A 21,907-nucleotide genomic window follows, 5' to 3' on the forward strand; every position below is an offset into this window, starting at 1 on the left:
TAGCGACTCACGCCGTGCCGGCCGTACGCCTACTTGCCGATGCAGAAACTGGAGAAAATCTTCCCGAGCAGGTCGTCGGCGGTCATCCGACCGGTGATCTCGCCCAGCGCATCGTGGGCCAGGCGCAGCTGTTCGGCAGCCAGCTCCAGCACGTCGTGTTGCAGTTCGGCGGCGGCATCTTCCAGGTGCTGCTGGGCCTGGGCTATCGCTTCGACGTGGCGTTGGCGGGCGGAGAACTCGCCGTCCATCGCCTCGCCCGCGCCCTGCCCTGCCAGCGCGGCCAGGCGGGCGTGCAGCTGCTCCAGCCCTTGTCCACTGCGGGCCGAGACCCAGATCTGGTCGGCACTGTCCTGGGCCGGCCAGGCCGCAAGCAGATCGGCCTTGTTGTGGATGAGCAGACGTTGCGGCACACCCGCCAGCGCCCCGGCCACCGCATCCAGCCCAGCCTGCGGATCGGTGGCATCGACCACCACCAGGGCCAGGTCGGCCTGGCGGGTCTCCGCCTCGGCCCGGCGCATGCCTTCGCGTTCAATCACATCACCACCTTCGCGCAGGCCTGCGGTGTCGACCAGGGTCAGCTCCAGGCCGTCGATGTGGATGGTTTCACGCAGCACATCACGGGTGGTGCCGGCGATGTCGGTGACGATGGCCCGCTCGCTGCCGGCCAGGGCATTGAGCAGGGAGCTCTTGCCGGCATTGGGCGGACCGAGCAGGACCACATGCAGGCCATCGCGCAGCTTGCGCCCGCGCTCGGCCGCCTGGCGCAGGCTGCGCAGCTGTTCGCGCACGCTGGCCACACCGGCACGTACCTGGCTGCCGCCGAGGGTATCGAGCGGCTCGTCGGCAAAATCGATTGCCGCCTCGACATGGATGCGCAGGTGCAGCAGCTGCTCGCTGGCCGCATCGATGCGCCGGGAGAACACCCCGTCCAGCGAACGCCGTGCCGCCCGTGCCGCACGCAGGTCGCCGGCGGCAATCAGGTCGGCAATTGCCTCGGCCTGGACCAGATCCAGCTTGCCGTTCAGGAACGCGCGTTCACTGAACTCCCCTGCCCGCGCCAGCCGTGCGCCAAGCTCGCAGCAGCGGCTGCGCAGGGCCGCCAGCAGCACCGGGCTGCCATGGCCCTGCAGCTCGAGCACATCCTCGCCGGTAAAGCTGGCCGGGCCCGGGAAGTACAGCGCAATGCCATCGTCAATCACCTCGCCGGCCGCATCCCGGAAGCGCGCATAGCGGGCCTGACGGGGTTGCAGCGCGGTGATACCCAGCCCCTGGGCAATGGCCAGCGCCTGCGGGCCGGATACCCGCACGATGCCGACCCCGCCCGGGGCCGGTGCCGTGGCGATGGCAGCGATGGTCTGCGAAGCACTAGACATATCTGTGGATAACCTGGTGGAGAAAACCGGGATGATCGCCGCGCAGGCCTGTGCTGCCAAGCGATCCGCCCGTCTGATGACAGTGGAAAAAAACAAACCCGCCAGCGGGCGGGTTTGTGGTTTGGCGGCTTACTTGGCCACGGCCGTGGTCGGTGCCGGGTACTTGCGGATCATCAGCCACTGCTGCAGCAGACCCAGGCCACCGTTGACCACCCAGTACAGCACCAGGCCGGACGGCATGAAGGCCATCATCACACCGAAGATCAGCGGCATGAACATCATCACCTTCTGCTGCATCGGGTCCATGCCGTTCATCGGCGTCAGGCGCTGGGTAGCCCACATCACCGCAACGTTGATGATCGGCAGGATGAAGTACGGGTCACGCGCGGTCAGGTCCTGGATCCAGGCAAACCACGGCGCCTGGCGCAGCTCCACCGATTCCACCAGCACCCAGTACAGCGCGAAGAAGATCGGCATCTGGATCAGCAGCGGCAGGCAGCCACCCAGCGGATTGATCTTTTCCTTCTTGTACAGGTCCATCATCGCCATCTGGAACTTCTGGCGGTCTTCGCCATAGCGCTCCTTGAGCTGGGCGATGCGCGGCTGCACTGCACGCATCTTGGCGCCGGAACGGAACTGCGCGGCCGACAGCGGGAACATCACCAGGCGCAGCAGGATCACCAGGCCGACAATCGCCCAACCCCAGTTCTGCACCACGTTGTGCACCTTGTTCAGCACCCAGAACAGGCCCTTGCCAATCAATGCCATGGTGTCGAAGCGGCTGTAATCGACGACACGGTCCAGGCCCTTGACCTCTTCCACGGCAATCTGGTCGACCAGCTTCGGCCCCACCCACAGGCGGCCTTCGGTGCTGACCTTCTGCCCCGGCGCCACGCTGAAGCCCGGACCGTGCGATTCGATGCTGTAGCTGTTGCCGTTCTGGTTGAGCAGGAACAGCGAGGTCTGGTCCTGCTGCGGGATCCAGGCGCTGAAGAAGTGATGCTGCAGCATCGCCAGCCAGCCGCCTTCCACCACCTGGTTCAGGCGGCCATCGTCAAGGTAATCCCCATCAAAGGCACGCCGCTCATAGGCGTTGTGATACCAGGTGGCGCCGTTGAACGAGAACGAATCCGGGTTGGTCATGCCCTTGGAGATCACCGGCGGCACGCGCTGCAGGCGACGGTAGACATAGCCCTGCCATGGCGCTGCGCTGTCGTTGCTAACCTCGTCACGCACGGCAATGGCATAGCTGCCCCGGGTGAAGGTGTAGGTACGGCGAATGCTCACGCCATCGGCGCTGGTCCAGACAAACGGCACCACCAGCGACTGCTCACCCTCGGCCAGGGTGAAATCGGTAGCGCCTTCAACACGGAAACCAGCCGCCTCCGGCACCGCCGAACCCTTTTCGCTCGCCCAGCCGGTCACCGCGCTGTACGGATGGGTCGACTGCGTCGAGAACAGTTCCACCGGAGCGGCACCTTCTGCCTTGCTCTGTGGGAACTGCAGCAGGCGGGCCTGATCAATGGTGCCGCCATCCAGCTCCAGGTCCAGCACATCGGTCACCACCCGCACTCGCGGCGCCGCGGTCGATGCCACCGCGCTGGCCTGCGCCTGCGGCATGCCTTCCACCGTGGCCTGCGGTACCGCCGAGGTCGGCAATGCGCCGGGCACCGAGGCCTCACCCTCCACTGACGGTACCGTCGCTGCCGCCGTGGCCGGAGTGGCAGCGGGCGTGACCTGCTCGCGGTTCCAGGCCATCCACAACAGCACGGCCACCGCCATCCAGGCGAAAATCAGAAATACACGGGTCTGGTTCATCAGCAAGCAGGCTCGACTCAGCCGGACGTAGAGGCCGGCGTGTTCATAGGAAGGGAAGCGTTTTTCCCTGGCGAGGCGATTGTGACCTCGGCACCGGCTGGCGGCAATGCGCCGGCACGGCGGAGCAGTCGTTCAAATGCCTGACGGATCTCATCGTTGCTGGCCGTCTTCGCGGCTGCACGAGCGACCACGACAAAATCGCCACCCACCATCTGCCAGAGCAGATGGCGTGTAGCGTCTCGCAGGACTCGCTTGATACGATTACGACCCACGGCCCGCGTATCCACTTTTTTGGACACGGCAAGACCGAGCCGCGCGGGTGTTTCACCACGCAGCCAGTGGACAGTCATCAAGGGATCGGACACCCTGCGGGCGCCGTCGAAGACCGCACTGTATTCCGAACGCGAACGAACCCGCGCAGAGCGAGGAAATCGCTTGCACGGGTCAGTAGCGTTCATCGTCGTGTTCGCTGCTGCCGCCAGTGGCGGCGGCGCGATCAAGCGCTGAGGACTTTGCGGCCCTTGGCACGACGACGCGACAGAATCTTGCGGCCGTCGGCGGTCTTCATACGGGCGCGGAAGCCGTGATCACGCTTACGCTTGAGGTTGCTGGGCTGGAAAGTACGCTTGGTGGCCATTGGGGGCCTCTGTATGAAGTGGACGGATAGAACCGGCAAATCTACAGGTCAAAGCCTTGATCTGTCAAGGAACACTTGACATTTCCATTCATCCGCCTGTGCACACCTTGTGGATGGCTTTGTGAATAACTGTGGACAGAGCATTCACGCCGCCCGCGTCCAGTGGTAGTCTGGGGCCCCGTTTCCCTTGACTTGGCAGGACGTGCGGCGCGCTACCTGGCGCCTGTGCGCGCCGAGCTTTTGATGAATTCCCCATGGATGTCTGGTCCCGTTGTCTAGAGCGCCTCGAAGCGGAATTTCCGCCCGAGGATGTCCACACCTGGTTGAAACCGCTGCAGGCTGACGTGCGCGACGACGCAACGGTGCTGTATGCGCCGAATGCCTTCATCGTTGAACAGGTCCGCGAACGCTACCTGCCACGGATCCGTGAGCTGGTGCATTACTTTGCCGGGCACGCCGATGTCGGCCTGGAAATCGGTTCGCGGCCCAAGCCGGTCGAAGCCCTGCCGCCGCCGCCAAGCCAGTTTGCCGCCGCACCGGCACCGGCGCCGTTGCCTTTCAATGGCAATCTGGACTCGCACTACACCTTTGCCAACTTCGTTGAAGGCCGCAGCAACCAGCTCGGTCTGGCCGCCGCCTTCCAGGCCGCACAGAAGCCGGGCGACCGGGCACACAACCCCCTGCTGCTGTACGGCGGTACCGGCCTGGGCAAGACCCACCTGATGCTGGCCGCCGGCAACGCCATGCGGCAGATCAACCCGAACGCCCGCGTGCTATACCTGCGCTCGGAACAGTTCTTCAGTGCGATGATCCGTGCATTGCAGGAAAAGACCATGGATCAGTTCAAGCGCCAGTTCCAGCAGGTGGACGCGCTGCTGATCGATGACATCCAGTTCTTTGCCGGCAAGGACCGTACCCAGGAAGAGTTCTTCCACACCTTCAACGCACTGTTTGACGGCAAGCAACAGATCATCCTGACCTGTGACCGCTATCCGCGCGAAGTCGAAGGGCTGGAAGCACGCCTGAAATCCCGCCTGGCCTGGGGCCTTTCAGTGGCCATCGAGCCGCCGGATTTTGAAACCCGGGCGGCAATCGTGCTGGCCAAGGCCCGCGAACGCGGTGCCGAGATACCCGATGACGTCGCGTTCCTGATCGCCAAGAAGATGCGCTCCAACGTGCGTGACCTGGAAGGTGCCCTGAATACGCTGACCGCCCGCGCCAACTTCACCGGCCGGGCGATCACCACCGAGTTTGCGCAGGAAACCCTGCGTGACCTGTTGCGGGCCCAGCAGCAGGCCATTTCCATCCCCAACATCCAGAAAACCGTTGCCGATTACTACGGCTTGCAGATCAAGGACTTGCTGTCCAAGCGCCGCACCCGTTCGCTGGCCAGGCCACGCCAGGTCGCCATGGCGCTGACCAAGGAATTGACCGAGCACAGCCTGCCGGAAATCGGTGATGCCTTTGCCGGCCGTGACCACACCACCGTGTTGCACGCCTGCCGGCAGATCAAGCTGTTGATGGAAACCGACGGCAAGCTGCGGGAAGACTGGGACAAGCTGATCCGCAAGCTCAGTGAATGATGCCGCCTTGCCAGGCAGACGTCACCGCACAACTTGGTGCACAGTGCGGTAGCAAGGGCGGGAGAATCTGTGGATAAAAGCGCAAGGTTTCATCGCAGAAAACTTATCCACAAGATCACCCACGGCTTCAAGGTAAGTGATCCAAAGCCTTTTTGACATAAATTTTGCTTTTAAATCAATCGTTTATGCGGAAAACAACGGTTATCCAGCGCTACCATCACCACCAAGCTTTTGATTTATTCCACATCTTTTAAAGCATAGGGGCACCGAACCACATGCGTTTTTCTCTCCAGCGCGAAGCTTTCCTCAAGCCGTTGGCACAAGTGGTCAACGTGGTTGAACGACGTCAAACCTTGCCGGTGCTGGCCAATTTCCTGGTCCAGGTCAAAGACGGTCAACTTTCCTTGACCGGTACCGATCTGGAAGTGGAAATGGTTTCGCGCATCAGCGTGGACAATGCCAACGATGGTGAAACCACGATCCCGGCACGCAAACTTTTCGATATCGTGCGGGCGCTGCCCGATGGCAGCGTGATTACCGTTGCCCAGACCGGTGACAAGGTCACCGTTTCTGCCGGACGCAGCCGCTTCACCCTGGCCACCCTGCCCTCCAATGACTTCCCTTCGGTGGATGAAGTCGAAGCCACCGATCGCATTGCGATCAGTGAAGCGACCTTGAAGGAGCTGATCGAGCGGACGTCGTTTGCAATGGCGCAGCAGGACGTCCGTTACTACCTCAACGGGCTGTTGTTTGATGTGCGCGATACGTTGTTGCGTTGTGTCGCCACTGATGGCCACCGCTTGGCCCTGTGCGAGACCCCGCTGGAAACCGGCACCGGCAACAAGCGGCAGATCATTGTTCCGCGCAAGGGTGTCACCGAACTGCAGCGTCTTCTGGAAGGCGGTGACCGGGAAATCGAGCTGGAAATCGGCCGCAGCCACATCCGCATGAAGCGCGATGATGCGATGTTCACTTCCAAGCTCATTGATGGCCGTTTCCCGGATTACGAGGCGGTCATTCCGATTGGTGCCGACCGTCTGGTTACGGTGGATCGCGAGTTGTTGAAGGCTTCGTTGCAACGTGCAGCGATTCTTTCCAATGAAAAATACCGTGGTGTCCGGGTTGAAGTGTCGCCGGGCCAGCTCAAGATCAGCGCACACAACCCAGAACAGGAAGAAGCCCAGGACGAGGTGGAAGTGGATACCCAGGTCAGTGATCTGGCAATCGGCTTCAACGTCAATTACCTGCTGGATGCGCTTTCGGCCTTGAGGGATGAGCAAGTCGTCATCCAACTGCGTGACTCGAACTCCTCTGCCCTGGTCCGCGAAGCGTCGAATGAAAAGTCGCGCCATGTTGTGATGCCACTGCGCTTGTGACCGCATGTTCCACGTGGAACAGTGAAAGAAACCCGGCTCAGGCCGGGTTTCTTTTCGCTGGAAAAGCTGTATTGGCAGCGAATTGCGTGATGTTTTCAGCGGCCAGAGGGTTGCTGCACCAGTGCTTTTTGCATCCATGGACATTGGCACGCCAGGCGCCAGGCGGCAGACGTGAAGTGTTGTTGGATTGCCAGTCTGGCTGGCGCTGCAAATGGCAGGGCACAGGGAAATGCGTTGCACATGGCCAATTTCTTGAAATCTGCAGGACCATTGCCCGCGTGGACGTACAGATTTGAAGAATCTGCGGCGCTTTCACCCGCTGACGCTATTGAAACGGTCAAGCCATGGCTGTTCTCAATGAACGCTGTTGCACGTAGACGAAAAATCCGGAGGACACCGATGCGGCTGGATTGCCAGATTTCGCGATTCCAACCGCTTGCCTTCTGATGCCGAGGGACAGTGCCGCTGGCCAGGCTTGAATTTAGCTATAAATCTAAAGCCAGGTGGAGCATGGGCTCTGTGGATTTCTTCAAAAAAACAGGTAATCCATTGATTTTAAATGGATAAATGTAACTGAAAGGTCGGTGGGGAAGTGGCGTTGAAGTACCCTATGAAGCTGTGGATAACTTTCCCTTGCGGGATTGGCTTGCCTTTTATCCACAGCCAATCCTGTGCTTATGTCCTGTTTATGCAGAGCTTTTGCTTGGTTTTGCTGTTTTTTTGACCAGCTCCAGGCTTTTCCGGTGCGTTGAAACGCTTTGCGCAGCCCTTGAGCGCTGCTGCGGTGGAAAACCTCACTGTGCTGCAGTGGTAGAGTGGGCCCCCTTGTCCTGGCCGTAGTGCTGTTTTCGCGATGCAAGTCGAGCGTGTCGTCCTTGGACAATTCCGCCGTTTTCAGCAGGGGCAATGGTCGCCGGCTGCCGGAATCAACCTGTTGGTGGGCGACAATGGCATTGGCAAGACCAGCTACCTGGAAGCCCTGCATCTGATTTCCTACGGCCGCAGCTTTCGTGGCCGGGTACGTGATGGACTCATCCGCCAAGGGCAGGGCGCCCTGGAAGTTTTTGTCCAGTGGCAACAGATGCCAGCTGACCCAAGCAGCCAGCATCGAGGTGGCCTGCGTCATACCGGCAATGACTGGAGCGCGCGCCTGGACGGTGAGGATGTCGCCCAGTTGGGCCAGCTGTGTGCAGCCCTGGCGGTAGTGACCTTTGAACCGGGCAGCCACGGCCTGATCAGTGGCGGGGGGGAGCCTCGGCGCCGCTTTCTGGATTGGGGATTGTTCCATGTCCAGCCGGGATTCACCCCGTTGTGGCGGCGCTATTCGCGTGCGTTGAAACAACGCAATGCATTGCTCAAGCAAGGCGCCAGCCGGCATGCGCTGGAAGCCTGGGACCATGAGTTGGCGCAGGCCGGTGAACCCTTGACCGCGGCGCGGATGAACTACATCGCACGGTTGCAGGAACACGTGGTGGACCTGGCCGCCCGGTTGGCACCGTCCTTGCAGATACAGGCCATGGAATTCCAGCCTGGCTGGCGCCGGCATGAGATGCCGTTGGCTGACGCGCTGTTGTTGGCACAGGAACGCGACCGCAGCCAGGGGTTTACTTCCGTTGGACCGCACCGTGCCGATTGGGCCGTGCTGTACGACGGGCTGGCCGGGCGCGAAGCGCTGTCACGGGGGCAGGCCAAATTGACTGCGTTGACCTGTCTGCTGGCACAGGCGGCAGATTTTTCACTCGAACGGGGTTACTGGCCGGTGCTTTGTCTGGACGACCTGGGCTCGGAGCTGGACCGTCACCATCAGGGACGGATCCTGGATTTCCTGCAGACCACCTCCGCGCAGGTCCTGGTGACCGCCACCGAAGTGCCGCCGGCGTTTGTTGCCCGTCCGGTCAGTGTGTTCCACGTGGAACATGATGGGGGCGTCCTACCCGGGCCCGGAGCGACAGGCGAGGGCAGGGGGGCCACACTGGTATAATCGGCCGGTAACCCCCTTTCCTGGACCGGGCACTGGATGTGCCCCGGCCCATCATGCGGAGCCTGTGGCAAGCGCAATGAGCGAAGAACAGAACACCAACCCGACGAGCAATGGCACGTACGATGCCAACAGCATCACTGCACTGGAAGGCTTGGAGGCGGTCCGCAAGCGTCCCGGCATGTATATCGGCGACGTCCATGACGGCACCGGTCTGCATCACATGGTGTTCGAGGTTGTAGACAACTCGATCGACGAAGCCCTGGCTGGCCATGCAGACAACGTCACGGTGAACATCCATGCCGACGGCTCGGTGTCGGTTTCCGACAACGGTCGCGGTATCCCGGTCGGCAAACACGAGCAGATGAGCAAAAAGCTCGATCGCGAAGTGTCTGCTGCCGAAGTGGTCATGACCGTGCTGCACGCCGGTGGCAAGTTCGATGACAACAGCTACAAGGTTTCCGGTGGTCTGCACGGTGTCGGTGTCAGCGTGGTCAATGCGCTGTCGGAAAAGCTGCTGCTGGACATTTACCAGGGCGGATTCCACTACCAGCAGGAATACAGCCACGGTGTGCCACGCACGCCGTTGAACAAGCTGGAGCCAAGCAACAAGCGCGGGACGACCCTGCGTTTCTGGCCGTCGGTGGCCGCTTTCAACAGCAATACCGACTTTCATTACGAGATCCTGGCGCGGCGCCTGCGCGAGCTTTCGTTCCTGAACTCCGGCGTCAAAATCGTCCTTGCTGACGAACGTGGCGAGGGTCGTCGCGATGACTTCCATTACGAGGGGGGTATCCGCTCGTTCGTGGAGCATCTGGCTGCATTGAAAAACCCGCTGCACCCGAATGTCATTTCGGTCACCGGCGAGCACAACGGCATCACCGTGGATGTGGCGATCCAGTGGACCGACTCCTACCAGGAGACGATGTACTGCTTCACCAACAACATCCCGCAGAAGGATGGTGGTACCCACCTGGCGGGTTTCCGCGGCGCGTTGACCCGGGTGCTGAGCAACTACATCGAGCAGAACGGCATTGCCAAGCAGGCCAAGATCAGCCTGACCGGCGATGACATGCGCGAGGGCATGATCGCTGTGCTGTCGGTAAAGGTGCCTGACCCCAGCTTCTCCAGCCAGACCAAGGAAAAGCTGGTCAGCTCGGACGTGCGCCCGGCGGTGGAGAATGCCTTCGGCGCGCGTCTGGAAGAGTTCCTGCAGGAGAATCCGACCGAAGCCAAGGCCATCGCCGGCAAGATCGTCGATGCCGCGCGTGCCCGTGAGGCCGCGCGCAAGGCGCGTGACCTGACCCGGCGCAAGGGTGCTCTGGATATCGCCGGCCTGCCGGGCAAGCTGGCTGACTGCCAGGAAAAGGACCCGGCGCTGTCGGAGCTGTTCATCGTCGAGGGTGACTCGGCAGGTGGCTCGGCCAAGCAGGGCCGCAACCGCAAGAACCAGGCGGTGCTGCCGTTGCGCGGCAAGATCCTCAACGTGGAACGCGCCCGTTTTGACCGCATGCTGGCTTCGGACCAGGTCGGTACCCTGATCACCGCGCTGGGCACCGGCATCGGCCGCGATGAGTACAACCCGGACAAGCTGCGTTACCACAAGATCATCATCATGACCGACGCCGACGTCGACGGCGCGCACATCCGGACCCTGCTGCTGACCTTCTTCTACCGGCAGATGCCGGAGCTGATCGAGCGCGGTTACGTCTACATCGGCCTGCCGCCGCTGTACAAGATCAAGCAGGGCAAGACCGAGCTGTACCTGAAGGATGATCCGGCGCTGGATGCCTACCTGGCTTCCAGTGCGGTGGAAAATGCCAGCCTGGTTCCCGCTGCCGGTGAGCCGGCAATCGAAGGCGTGGCGCTGGAAAAGCTGTTGTTGACCTACAGCAACGCCCAGGCTGCGATCGAGCGCAACGGCCATCGCTATGACCGTCACCTGTTGCAGGCCCTGGTTGACTACATGCCGATCGATGTCGAGCACCTGCGTGGGGCAGGGCAGGGGCTGGACCAGCTGGCCGATTCGCTCAACACCGGCCCGCTCGGTGCGCCGCGTTACCGCCTGGAATTGATTGAGGCACAGGGCGAGCGTGGTCCGGCGATCATGATCTACCGCAGCCATATGGGCGAGGTCCAGCAGCAGGAACTGCCGCTTTCGGCCTTTGAAAACGGTGAGCTGAAGGCGATCCATGAAGCGCAGAAGCTGTTGCATGGCTTGATCCGTGCCGGCGCGCGTCTGACCCGCGGGCAGAAGTCGGTCGATGTGGAGCGTTTTTCGCAGGTCCAGGCCTGGTTGATGGATGAGGCCAAGAAGGGCCGCCAGATCCAGCGCTTCAAGGGCCTGGGTGAAATGAATCCCGAGCAGCTGTGGGATACCACGGTCAACCCTGACACGCGGCGTCTGCTCCAGGTCCGGATTGAAGATGCGGTAGCGGCTGACCAGATATTCAGCACCTTGATGGGGGATGTGGTTGAACCCCGGCGTGACTTCATTGAAGACAATGCACTGAAGGTTGCCAACCTGGACATCTGATCGAACGGGGGCTGCAAGGCCCCCGTTGCTTATGGATTGCCTGTAATGAAACAACCACCACCGCCGCCGTTCCTGTCTCCCTCCGCTAGCACCGCCGCCTGGGTGGGCTTCACTGCCGATACCCTGCTGGCGATCGGCTTGATGCTGGTGCTGAGCCTGTTTGCCGGTATCTGTCTGGCGTTGTTCAACGTTTCGTCCGGACAGAACCAGGCAGCGCCCGGAGTGCTGGCGCAGATGCTGATTGCCATCGTCGCCACCGGAGGGACGGCAGCGGTCCTGTACCTGTGGCGCCGGCGCGCCACGGCGGCAGAAAAGGCCGCTTCGTTGCAGGCCATCCATCGCCGCCGTACCTGGGTGACCAGCGTGCTGGCGGGGGCGGCCGTGTTTGTGGGCAGCCTGGTGGTTTCCTGGCTGTTTTCAAGGCTCAGCGCCTTGCCGGCACCCAGCAACAACGCACTGATGCAGCAGGCGCGTGAGCAGTACCCGGTGTTGCTGGTGGTCTTTGCGGTGGGGCTGGCACCGTTGTACGAGGAGCTGCTGTTCCGGCGCGTGCTGTTCGGGCGCCTGGCGGCCGCCGGGCTGGTGCTGCCGGGGATAGTCCTGAGCAGCCTGCTGTTTGCCGTGGTGCATGAAATTCCTGGACTGAGCGCCAACAGCTGGCCGGGCATGCTGCAGCTATGGCTGATCTATGGTGGGATGGGTGCTGTCTTTGCCTGGTTGTACCAGCGCACCGGAACCTTGCTGGCGCCGATCCTGGCCCATGCGGTCAACAATGGCGCGGCGTTGATCATGCTGATGCTGGGCTTAAGTTCGGGCTGAATCTGCCGCTGAATGGGTGACAGCGCGTCCGCTGCCTGGGTCACACTGTGTCGGTCGAATTGGGATGATCTGCGATGAAACGCTTGACCCTTTTGCTAACTACGGCGGTTGTCCTGGCTGGCTGCGCCACCACCACCTCGCCCACCGGGCGGCGGCAGGCTACCGGTGCGGTATCCCAGGCGCAGCTGAACCAGATGGGGGCGCAGGCCTTTGCCGAGGCCAAGGCCAAGCAGAAGCTTTCCACTGACGCCAGAGCCAATGCCTATGTGCGCTGCGTGGTCAATGCGCTGGTGGCACAGCTGCCGGCCCAGCAACGTGGTATTGCCTGGGAAGTGGCCCTGTTCCAGGACGACAGTGCCAATGCCTTTGCGTTGCCGGGCGGGAAGGTCGGTGTCAACACCGGGATCTTCAAGGTGGCGACCAACCAGGACCAGCTGGCCGCGGTACTGGCCCATGAAATCGTCCATGTGGTTGCCAACCATCACGATGAACGCATCACCCGCCAGATGGGTACCCAGATGGGCCTGAGCGTGATCAGCGTGCTGGTCGGTGGTGCCTATGGCGAAGCCGCAGGGCAGACCGTAGGCCAGCTGGGAGGCATCGGTGCCCAGGCCGGCTTCCTGCTGCCCAATTCACGCCAACAGGAAAGCGAGGCCGATGTGGTGGGGCAACAACTGATGGCCCAGGCCGGCTTTGACCCTGCCCAGGCGGTGGACCTGTGGCGGAACATGCAATCGGTCGCCGGCTCACGCTCACCGCAGTGGATGTCCACCCATCCTGATCCGAGCAATCGGATCAGCAAGTTGGCTGCTGATGCCCCCACGTTGCAGTCGATCTCCCAACAGGCCCGTGCAGCAGGGCGCAATCCACGCTGTGGCTGAAAGGCCGGCAGATGAAAATCGCCCCAAAGTGCGATTTCTTGGATAACAACTTTCTGCTACGTTTGACGCCCTGTTGCCGCGGGCAACCCATCCCCTGCCATTGATGGCGGCCAGTACGAGGTCCTTCCCATGCTATTCCGCAACCACAAGCAAGTTTTGCTTTCCGTTGTCATTGCTACCGCGCTGAGTGGTGCGGTGATTGTCGATGCCGCCGCCCAGTCGCGTTCGGCCGAGCGTGCCAACCGCGGAGGCCGTCAAGCGGCAAAACCGGAAGTCCTGTTCCCCGAGGCAACCCGCGTCGAGCCGGAGACCAAGGCGTCCAGCCGCCTGCAGGGCAAGCTCAACAAGCTGTTTGCGGCCTACAACAAGGACGATTTCGAGCAGACCCGTACCCTGGCCGATGAGCTTCTGGCCACCGAAACCGCCAATGCCTATGAGAAGGCGGTATCGGCGCAACTGGCTGCTCAGGCCGCTTACAACAGCGATGACAATGCCGCCGCCAAGGCTTACCTACAGCAGACGGTCCAGTTCAATGGCTTGGACAACAATGGCCATCTGCAGTCGTTGCTGATGTTGGCGCAGCTTCAGCTGCAGGACGAAGAGTACGAAGCGGGCCTGGCGAATCTTGACAAGTTCTTCACCGAGAGCCAGTCCAAGCGTGCCGAGGACCTGATCATCAAGGGCCAGGCCCTGTACCAGACCGAGCGCTATGCCGAGGCCATTCCGGTGCTGCAGCAGGCCATCGCTGCCAGTACCGAGCCGAAGGACCAGTGGAACCAGCTGCTGATGGCCGCCTACTCCAGCAATGACCAGGTTGCCGAAGCAGTCGCCGTGGCGCGCCAGATTGCCGAGCGCAACCCGGATGACAAGCGCGCCCAGATCAATCTGGCCAGCATGTACATGCAGGCGGATCAGATGGACCAGGCGGCTGCCGTGATGGAGAAGCTGCGTGTTGCCGGGCAATTGACCGAAGAGCGCGAATACCGCCAGCTGTATTCGATCTATGCCAATACCGAGAACGCCGAGAACAAGGTCATTGAAGTCATCAATGAAGGCTTGGGCAAGGGCGTTCTGAAGGATGATCACCAAGTCTATCTGGCCCTGGCCCAGTCCTACTACTTCACCGACCGCATCCCGCAGGCGATCGAGGCCTGGCAGAAGGCGGCTCCGCTGTCGCCCAATGGCGAGACCTATCTGAACCTGGCGCGTGTGCTGCACGGCGAAGGCCGGATTCCGGAAGCGCGCGAAGCTGCCCGCCAGGCATTGGCCAAGGGTGGACTGCGCAAGCCGGAAGATGCACAGAAAATCATCAACCTGAAGTAAGTGGGAATAACGCCTGAATGCCTGCTACAAGTGTGCGCAGGTACTCAGGATTGGTATAAGCTTGGAGGTTCGTGCGGTGTCATGCACCGCTGAACCTGGGGTAACATTTTTTGCTGCCCCGGCCCCAACAATGAGCTCTTAGGCGCATGACGGAACAACTGGTTTTCAACAGGCACGAAACCGCCGCTGACAAAGGCCTGAGCTGGCCGCGCATTGTCGGCTATGCTTTCGTAATTGCACTGCATCTGGCGGCATTGATGCTGCTGCTGATCCCGGCTGTGGCTCCCAAGGCCGCGGCTGAAAAAGAACGCACCGTGATGGTGACGCTGGTGGATGCACCGCCACCGCCGCCGCCGCCGCCGCCGCCGCCGCCGCCGGATGAAGTTCCGCCGCCGCCGGTAAAGAACCTGGCTCCGCCGAAGCCGTCGCCGATCCCGCCGCCGCCGGCTGCCCCGGTTGTCGATATTCCGGAGCCGCGTGCAACCGATATCGTCACCCCGCCGGCCCCGCCGTCGCCGCCGCAGCCGCCGTCTGATATCGGCGCCAGCGTGGACATCTCGTCCAAGGCCATGAATCCGCCGCGCTATCCGCCGGCCGCCTTCCGCGCTGGTATCCAGGGCGAGGTGATCCTGATCATTGATGTCGACGCCAACGGCAACGTCACCAATGTGTCGGTCGAACGGTCCAGCCGTAATCGCGACCTCGACCGTGCCGCAATGGAAGCGGCCCGCAAGTGGAAGTTCAATGCTTCCATTGTCAATGGACAGAAGGCAGCTGGTCGCGTCCGCGTTCCGGTCAACTTTGCTCTGAACTGATGGCTGCAGGCGGATACTCCCACCGCCCACAGCCTAGCTCCACCCATCAATACCACTCTTAACAAAGGTAAGCGTCATGCTGCAGGAAACCTTCATCGCCGCTGCTGGCGGAGCCAACGCTCTCTCGCAGATGGGCTTCGAACACATGATGGCCGAAATGGTCAGCAAGCCGGGTGAGTTCGCTGTCTCCTGGATTGTTCTTCTGACCCTGGTCTTCATGTCGGCCGCGTCCTGGTACTGGACCGTCATCAACATCTTCCGTTCCTCGCGCCTGAAGGCTGCTTCGAGCCGCGTGCCGAGCAAGTTCTGGGATGCCCCGAACGCCCAGGACGCCATCCGCGCCATGGAAGAAGAGCCGGCTTCGGAGCCGTTCTCCAAGATCGCACTGGACGCTGCCCAGGCCGCTGCCCACCACTCGCGTCTGGGCAACAATGAAAGCCTGAGCCGTTCGGAGTTCGTGGACCGTGCCCTGCGTCAGGCCGTTGTCCGTGAGAACGACAAGATCCAGGGCGGCATGATCCTGCTGGCTACCGTCGGCGCGACTGCTCCGTTCGTGGGCCTGCTGGGTACCGTTTGGGGCATCTACGGCGCGCTGATCAAGATCGGTGCAACCGGTTCGGCCTCGATCGACGCCGTTGCCGGCCCGGTGGGTGAAGCACTGATCATGACCGCCATCGGTCTGTTCGTCGCGATCCCGGCCGTGTTCGCGTTCAACTTCTTCTCGAAGATGAACAACGCTGTCGTTGCCAAGTTCGACTCGTTCGCCCACGACCTGCACGATTTCTTCGCCACCGGCTCGCGCGTGCGCTGAGCCTGTAACGAAGTCCTCGAGTCCAAGCAACGAATAGACGGAGCCGGTTATGGCCTTCAGTAGTGGAAACAGCGCAGGCCCGATGGCCGACATCAACGTGACGCCCTTGGTGGACGTGATGCTGGTGCTGCTGATCATCTTCATCATCACGGCACCCATGATGTCGCACAAGGTTCAGGTTGATCTGCCACAGGCCAACCTGATCCAGGATCCCGACTCGGCTGAAAAGCGCGCCAATCCGATCACCATCGCGGTGACCGAGGACGGTTCGCTTTACTGGAACGATGAGCCGATCACGAAGGAGTCGATGGAGGCTCGCTTCGCGACCGAAGCCCAGAAGACCCCGCAGCCGCCGTTGAACCTGCGTGGTGACCGCACCACCAAGATGCGTGTCATCAACGAGGTTGCCAAGATCGCACAGGGTCAGGGCATGCTCGACATCGGCTTCGTCGCAACGAAAGAACAGGGGCAGTAAGCCATGGCATTCAGTTCCGGAAACAAGGGGCCCATGGCCGACATCAACGTCACGCCGCTGGTCGACGTGATGCTGGTGCTCCTGATCATCTTCATCGTTACCGCGCCGGTCATGACGTATCCGATCGCCGTGGACCTGCCGCAGCGGGTGCTCAACCCGCCACCGGTAACCCAAGAGCCGCCGCCGCCGATCGACATCCGCATCGACGCCAGCAACCAGGTCACCTGGAACAACTCGCCGGTTGCCGTGGGTGAACTGCAGCAGCGCATGGAGCAGGAAGTGCAGCGCGATCCGACCAACCAGCCCGAACTCCGTATCGACATCAATCCTGATTCCGAATACGAAGTGACGGCCAAGGTCATGGCGGCTGCGAAGAATGCTCAGATGAAGAAGATTTCCTTCGTCCAGTAATACTCGCTGTAGCGCAAGACCTCAGTCATGACGCGACTGGAATGCCCCCGCCCTGGTGCGGGGGCATTTTTTTGTCCGCAGACTTCTTGCCGCACGACGATGCAGGATGGCTGCCACAGCGGTAACGATGCCTTTGCACGCAGGGCAGGCACCTGCAGGGGCGGACATGCTCGTAGGCGTGGCCGCTCAGCGGCCACTGCGCTCAGTGGCAAGCGATCGCCGGGTGGGCCAGTGGCGTTGGGTTCGTGGATCCAGACGGGTAAGCAGAAGTGGCCCCACCTGGCCAACTCGCCAAGGACCAAGCCGGCCATGGGGGGCCAGCTGTGATCCGGTGATGGCCGGCAGCAGGGCCGCCGGTAACTGGCCGCTGGCCGGTGCAAGGACTCAGTAAGCTGCGTTGATGGCCGCCAGGTAGGCCTGGACGGTGTTGTGCAGGCCGTCGTACAGCGCTTCACTGATCAAGGCATGGCCAATGGAGACCTCCTGTACTGCCGGCACCTGACGCAGGAAGGCGGTGAGGTTGTACTGGGAGAGATCGTGCCCGGCATTGATGCCCAGACCCACGCCCGCAGCGCGACGGGCGGCCTCGGCAAACAGGGCAAGGCTGGTGTCCGGGTTGCCCTGTTCATACGCCGCGGCATAGGGGCCGGTGTACAGCTCGATACGGTCGGCCCCCACCTGTGCGGCATGTTCGAGCAACGGATTGTCGGCATCGACAAACAGGCTTACCCGGCTGCCCAGGGCCTTGAAGGCGGCAATCAGTTCGGCCAGCTGCTGGTTGTCGTGCTGGAAATCAAAGCCATGGTCGGAGGTCAGCTGGCCATCGCCATCCGGGACCAGGGTGACCTGTGCCGGTCGGGTCGCACGACACAGCGCCAGCAGTCCGGGATAGCCCGGCCGTGGTGCGGCAAACGGGTTGCCTTCGATATTCAGCTCAACCTGGTGGGTACGACACAGGGCATCCAGGGCGAGTACGTCCTCGGCGCTGATGTGGCGGGCATCCGGACGCGGATGCACGGTGATGCCATGGGCGCCGGCCTGCAGGCAGGTGGCGGCGGCACGGACGACATCCGGCTCGTTGCCACCACGGGAGTTGCGCAGTACGGCGATCTTGTTGACGTTGACGCTGAGCGCGGTACGGGGATCAGGGCTCATCCGGGGGGTCTCCTTACGCGGCGGCGTGCTCGGCGGCCAGACGCTTCAGTTCATGGGAATCGATCAGGGTGTCGCCGCTGCCAGCACGGTGCCGGCGATACAGGCCACGGCCGCCAGCCAGGGCACAGGGCAGGCTCAGCAGCAGGCAGCCGCTGAACAGTGTGGCACTGGCGCAGAGTGTGGCAAGGACAACGCAGCCCACGGAAATCAACAACAGCAGCCAGCTCATACGCACGCCCCCCGCAAGTGGATGCGCGCAGTGTATCGCCGTGGCGGCGCAGCCGGCAGCAGCCGCAGGGATTTACAGCAGGGGCGAGGCCAGGCGCGCGAAGCCTTCCGGCAGGCGATCGCGCCACAGCCCACGTTGCCGGTCAGGGCTGACCTCGACGGCCTGCTCGAATTCGTTCTCCAGCAGCTGCGCCAGCTCGGCGGTCACGGCCTTGTCGCGGATCATCATCGACAGCTCGAAGTTCAGGCGGAAGCTGCGGTGGTCAAAATTCGCGCTGCCGACAATGCTCAGGTGGTCATCGGCAATGAAGGCCTTGGTATGCAGCATGCGCGGGCCGTATTCGTAGATGCGCACTCCGGCGGCCAGCAGTTCATCGAAGTACGAACGCGCGGCCAGGGTCACCAGCAACGAGTCGCTGCGCCTTGGCACCAGCAGGCGGGTATCCAACCCGCCGAGGGCAGCGGAGGTCAGCGCCATGCGTGCCGCTTCGCCGGGAACGAAGTAAGGGGTCACCAGCCAGACCCGGCGGCGTGCCTCGTGGATGGCGGCCACATGCAGGCGGTGGATGGTTTCCCAGCCCGAATCCGGCCCGGAGATCAGCACCTGGGTATGGATGGTTTGCTGTGCCGGCACCGGCGGATAGGGCGGCCACAGGCGCTCGGGCTGGAACACCTGCCGGCCCTGGTTGCTGGCATACAGCCAGTCCTCCACGAACACCAGCTGCAGGCTGCGCACCACCGGGCCTTCCACCCGCAGATGCAGGTCGCGGTAGGCATCGGCACGCAGGCGCTCATCCTGCTCGTCGGTGATGTTGATGCCACCGGTGAAGGCGACCTGGCCATCGACGATCACCAGCTTGCGGTGGGTGCGCAGGTTCATCCACGGCCGTTTGAACGGCCTGAGCAGCTGGCTGGGATGAAACCAGACCACCTCGGCCCCGGCCGCGCGCAGCGGCTGCAGGAACCCCTTGCCGACCTTGCCCGATCCAATGGCATCGATCAGCAGGCGCACCTGCACGCCGGCGCGCGCACGTTCAATCAGCGCATCGCGGACCGCCGTGCCGTTGTGCCCGGGGGTGAAGATGTAATACAGCAGGTGGATGTGGTCGCGGGCTTGCGCGATGGCCTGCAGGATTGCCGGATAGGCCATGCCGCCATCGATCAACCATTCCAGCCGGGTCGCGGTCGTCGGCGGCAGGCCGGTGGTGGACTGGGCAATCTTGGCCAGTTCGCTGGCATTGTCATCGGCCGGACAAACGGCGCGGTAGCTGCTCATGTCCTCGCGGTGGCGGCCACGCCGGATGTTCTGCCGCTTCACCTTCTGCGGGCCGAGCAGGTAGTAGATCAGCAGGCCGGCATACGGCAATGCGGCCAGGCTCAGGATCCAGCTCAAGGTGGCCACGGGTTCGCGCTTCTGCAGCACGATATAGCCCGTCAGCAGGCTCAGGTAGACCACATACAGGGCCAGCCCGATGCTTGCCAGGTGCGGGAGGCCGGTAAACCAATCCCAGCCGTTCATCAGAGTGGTGAGCATGGTTGATTCTAAGCATGCCCGGTGCACCGGGTGCATGCTCGGTGCCGGCAGGGGCTCCATTCTGCCGCTTCATGAATTACCGCTACTGCCGACGCAGGCCTTGAGACGCCGCCGCGGCATGCTGTGGCCATGGACAACAACCGGCCAATCAAGGGCCGTGGCAGCCACAGCCGGTTGCCCGGGCGGTTCGAGCGCACCATCAGCGAGGCGGTGGATGATGGCTGGTGCGCCGATACCACCGAGGAGTTTGCCGAGCCGGCACTGCGCACGCAGGTCCACGAGGAAACCGCACGCTCCATCCTCAGCCGCAATACCTCGCCGGATGTCGGTTTCAACGTCTCGCTCAACCCGTACCGTGGCTGTGAGCATGGTTGCTCCTACTGTTTTGCCCGGCCCAGCCACGCGTGGCTGAACCTGTCGCCGGGGCTGGATTTTGAAACCCGGATCTTTGCCAAGACCAATGCCGCGCAGCGTCTGCTGCACACCCTGTCGCGGCCCGGCTATGTGCCCGAGCCGATCGCGCTGGGTATCAACACCGATGCTTACCAGCCGATCGAGCGCAGCCGGCAGCTCACCCGCCAGTGCCTGCAGGTGCTGCATGACTGTGGCCATCCGGTCAGCCTGATCACCAAGAATGCGCTGATCGAACGCGACATCGACCTGCTGGCAGCGATGGCCCGGCGCAACCTGGTCAGTGTCGCGTTTTCGGTGACCACGCTGGATCCCAGGCTCTCGGCCCGGCTGGAGCCCCGCGCCAGTGCGCCGCATGCGCGGCTGCGGGCCATCCAGCGCCTGTCCGCTGCCGGTATCCCGGTTTCGGTGATGGTTGCTCCGGTGATTCCGTGGATCAACGATGCCGAGCTGGAAGCGGTACTGGAGGCGGCCTGGCAGGCGGGGGCACGGCGGGCCGGGTATGTGCTGTTGCGGCTGCCGCACGAGGTGGCACCGTTGTTCCGCGACTGGCTCGCTGCGCATTACCCGCAACGCGCAGCGCATGTGATGAGTACCGTGCAGCAGCTGCGTGGCGGCAAGGACTATGACAGCAGCTTCGGCCAGCGCATGCGCGGCACCGGGGTGTATGCACAGCTGCTGGCGCGGCGTTTTGGCCTGGCCTGCCGGCGGCTGGGGTACGCAGCCAGTGCCGGGCAGTGGCAGGCACTGGATGGCAGCCATTTCGTGCCTCCGCAGGCGCCGCGTCCGCCGTCAGCGCAGGGCGAGTTGTTCTGAAGGCCGGCCCTTTCTGTGGATAACCCTGTGTGGATATCGTGGGTTGCCCACAGGAAAAGGCTGAAAACCTTGGTTCAAGCGGGGTAGAGGGCTTCGGCGCGCTGGAACAGGATCCAGCTGGTGGCAATGAACTTGTCGCCACCCTGCGGCCGGTTGCCGCGATGGGTGTGGGTAAAGGCGGTCGGGGCGATCAGCAGGCTGCCGGTGCGCGGGGCGATCTTGCGCTGCTGGAACAGGAACTCGGTTTCACCCTCGGCAAAGCCGTCATTGAGGTACAGCGTCCACAGCAGGTGCCGGTGCAGGGTCTCGCACTGCACATCGCGCGGATACAGCTCGCAGTGCCAGTACGGGTAGCCGCCTTCGCCACTGCGGTACCACTGCAGGTTGGCCGCGCCCGGGCGCAGGCAGGTCCGCGCCAGCTGCCCGAGGGCAGCGTCATCCATGCCGGCGATGTCCTCGGCCTGCAATCGGCGGACGCCATCGGCCAGTGGCACCTGCAGCATCAACGGCGAAATCAGCGCCTGTGGATAAGTGCGTAGATAAGCCAGCAGGCCGGCGAATACCGCCTGCTGGATCGCGGCATTGGCCTGGGCCCATTCCGGCTGCCCGGCCAGGCGCAGGTCGCGGCTGTGCTTCAGCTCCGGGTACACCCCGCCGCCGACCTCGCCGGCCCGCAGGCCTTGGGATTGCTGCATCTGCGCCACAATCGCCGCGCACAATGCCGGGTCTACGGCATTGTCGATCACTTCAATGAAATCGTTCATGGCCCAAGCCTAGCAGGGGGCAGGCAAGCCTTGACAGGCGCTCTTGCCGATTGTGGACAACTTTGTGCGCTGCATCGCGTATCCGTGGAACCTGCCGATGTTTCACGTAATAAATTTGTCGAACACCTTGTCCCACAAGGGTTTTCCCGCAGACAACAAAGGC

21 protein-coding genes are annotated in these 21,907 nt (G+C 62.6%); 12 read left to right on the forward strand and 9 right to left on the reverse strand.

Annotated elements, in window-relative coordinates; translation table 11 throughout:
- Positions 1-29: 29 nt before the first annotated feature.
- The 4 genes from mnmE to rpmH form a co-directional block, all read right to left on the reverse strand.
- The gene (gene mnmE, locus ABB25_RS01365; RefSeq protein ID WP_057662633.1) at positions 30-1,373 is read right to left on the reverse strand and encodes a tRNA uridine-5-carboxymethylaminomethyl(34) synthesis GTPase MnmE; all 1,344 of its coding nucleotides are present in this window, start codon (positions 1,371-1,373) and stop codon (positions 30-32) included.
- 129 nt (positions 1,374-1,502) lie between these two features.
- Positions 1,503-3,191, reverse strand: coding sequence for a membrane protein insertase YidC (yidC, locus tag ABB25_RS01370; RefSeq protein WP_057662636.1), 1,689 nt, complete (start codon positions 3,189-3,191; stop codon positions 1,503-1,505).
- A 17-nt stretch (positions 3,192-3,208) separates the two neighbouring features.
- On the reverse strand, positions 3,209-3,649 hold the full coding sequence (gene rnpA / locus ABB25_RS14140) for a ribonuclease P protein component (RefSeq protein ID WP_083488046.1): 441 nt from the start codon (positions 3,647-3,649) through the stop codon (positions 3,209-3,211).
- A 38-nt stretch (positions 3,650-3,687) separates the two neighbouring features.
- Positions 3,688-3,828, reverse strand: a complete 141-nt coding sequence (rpmH, locus tag ABB25_RS01375) for a 50S ribosomal protein L34 (RefSeq protein ID WP_006404565.1) — start codon at positions 3,826-3,828, stop codon at positions 3,688-3,690.
- Positions 3,829-4,082: 254 nt separating this feature from the next.
- Here rpmH and dnaA point away from each other — a divergent pair, with 254 nt between their 5' ends.
- Both dnaA and dnaN read left to right on the forward strand, forming a co-directional pair.
- A complete protein-coding gene (gene dnaA / locus ABB25_RS01380) occupies positions 4,083-5,411 on the forward strand; it encodes a chromosomal replication initiator protein DnaA (protein ID WP_057662639.1) in 1,329 nt (442 codons plus the stop codon).
- A 275-nt stretch (positions 5,412-5,686) separates the two neighbouring features.
- Positions 5,687-6,787: a DNA polymerase III subunit beta gene (gene dnaN / locus ABB25_RS01385; protein ID WP_057662642.1), complete on the forward strand. Its 1,101-nt coding sequence runs from the start codon at positions 5,687-5,689 to the stop codon at positions 6,785-6,787.
- Between the two features lie 529 nt (positions 6,788-7,316).
- On the opposite strand, the gene ABB25_RS14480 is transcribed toward dnaN, so the two are convergent.
- Entirely contained in the window at positions 7,317-7,670 is a 354-nt protein-coding gene (locus ABB25_RS14480; protein WP_152980901.1) for a hypothetical protein, read from the reverse strand.
- Between ABB25_RS14480 and recF the strand changes: the two genes are divergently transcribed.
- The 9 genes from recF (at position 7,641) to ABB25_RS01430 (ending at position 16,836) form a co-directional block, all read left to right on the forward strand.
- A complete protein-coding gene (gene recF, locus ABB25_RS01390; RefSeq protein ID WP_057662645.1) occupies positions 7,641-8,768 on the forward strand; it encodes a DNA replication/repair protein RecF in 1,128 nt (375 codons plus the stop codon). The genes ABB25_RS14480 and recF overlap by 30 nt on opposite strands.
- A 76-nt stretch (positions 8,769-8,844) precedes the next feature.
- The gene (gyrB, locus tag ABB25_RS01395; protein ID WP_057662648.1) at positions 8,845-11,301 is read left to right on the forward strand and encodes a DNA topoisomerase (ATP-hydrolyzing) subunit B; all 2,457 of its coding nucleotides are present in this window, start codon (positions 8,845-8,847) and stop codon (positions 11,299-11,301) included.
- A gap of 45 nt (positions 11,302-11,346) precedes the next feature.
- Positions 11,347-12,120 carry a CPBP family intramembrane glutamic endopeptidase gene (locus ABB25_RS01400; RefSeq protein ID WP_057662655.1) on the forward strand — a complete coding sequence of 258 codons (774 nt, stop codon included), beginning with the start codon at positions 11,347-11,349 and terminating at the stop codon, positions 12,118-12,120.
- 74 nt (positions 12,121-12,194) lie between these two features.
- On the forward strand, positions 12,195-13,001 hold the full coding sequence (locus tag ABB25_RS01405) for a M48 family metallopeptidase (RefSeq protein ID WP_057662658.1): 807 nt from the start codon (positions 12,195-12,197) through the stop codon (positions 12,999-13,001).
- A 129-nt stretch (positions 13,002-13,130) separates the two neighbouring features.
- Positions 13,131-14,324, forward strand: a complete 1,194-nt coding sequence (locus ABB25_RS01410) for a tetratricopeptide repeat protein (protein ID WP_057662661.1) — start codon at positions 13,131-13,133, stop codon at positions 14,322-14,324.
- Between the two features lie 146 nt (positions 14,325-14,470).
- Positions 14,471-15,139 (forward strand): energy transducer TonB, encoded by a 669-nt coding sequence (locus tag ABB25_RS01415; RefSeq protein WP_057662665.1) that lies wholly within the window; start codon positions 14,471-14,473, stop codon positions 15,137-15,139.
- 76 nt (positions 15,140-15,215) lie between these two features.
- Positions 15,216-15,950, forward strand: a complete 735-nt coding sequence (exbB, locus tag ABB25_RS01420) for a TonB-system energizer ExbB (protein ID WP_057662667.1) — start codon at positions 15,216-15,218, stop codon at positions 15,948-15,950.
- Between the two features lie 49 nt (positions 15,951-15,999).
- Entirely contained in the window at positions 16,000-16,425 is a 426-nt protein-coding gene (locus tag ABB25_RS01425) for an ExbD/TolR family protein (RefSeq protein WP_057662670.1), read from the forward strand.
- Positions 16,426-16,428: 3 nt separating this feature from the next.
- On the forward strand, positions 16,429-16,836 hold the full coding sequence (locus ABB25_RS01430) for an ExbD/TolR family protein (RefSeq protein ID WP_057662673.1): 408 nt from the start codon (positions 16,429-16,431) through the stop codon (positions 16,834-16,836).
- A gap of 384 nt (positions 16,837-17,220) precedes the next feature.
- Here ABB25_RS01430 and ABB25_RS01435 read toward each other — a convergent pair whose 3' ends face one another.
- From ABB25_RS01435 to cls, 3 genes are all read right to left on the reverse strand, one after another.
- A complete protein-coding gene (locus ABB25_RS01435) occupies positions 17,221-17,991 on the reverse strand; it encodes a pyridoxine 5'-phosphate synthase (protein WP_057662676.1) in 771 nt (256 codons plus the stop codon).
- A gap of 13 nt (positions 17,992-18,004) precedes the next feature.
- Complete coding sequence (locus tag ABB25_RS01440; protein ID WP_057662679.1) at positions 18,005-18,220, reverse strand: hypothetical protein; 216 nt, start codon at positions 18,218-18,220, stop codon at positions 18,005-18,007.
- 72 nt (positions 18,221-18,292) lie between these two features.
- Positions 18,293-19,753, reverse strand: coding sequence for a cardiolipin synthase (gene cls / locus ABB25_RS01445; protein ID WP_057662682.1), 1,461 nt, complete (start codon positions 19,751-19,753; stop codon positions 18,293-18,295).
- A 129-nt stretch (positions 19,754-19,882) separates the two neighbouring features.
- Here cls and ABB25_RS01450 point away from each other — a divergent pair, with 129 nt between their 5' ends.
- Entirely contained in the window at positions 19,883-20,980 is a 1,098-nt protein-coding gene (locus tag ABB25_RS01450) for a PA0069 family radical SAM protein (RefSeq protein ID WP_057662757.1), read from the forward strand.
- A gap of 74 nt (positions 20,981-21,054) precedes the next feature.
- Here ABB25_RS01450 and ABB25_RS01455 read toward each other — a convergent pair whose 3' ends face one another.
- Positions 21,055-21,744, reverse strand: a complete 690-nt coding sequence (locus ABB25_RS01455) for a 2OG-Fe(II) oxygenase (RefSeq protein ID WP_057662684.1) — start codon at positions 21,742-21,744, stop codon at positions 21,055-21,057.
- Positions 21,745-21,907 lie beyond the last annotated feature (163 nt).

This window comes from Stenotrophomonas koreensis, assembly GCF_001431525.1.
GTDB lineage: Bacteria > Pseudomonadota > Gammaproteobacteria > Xanthomonadales > Xanthomonadaceae > Stenotrophomonas > Stenotrophomonas koreensis.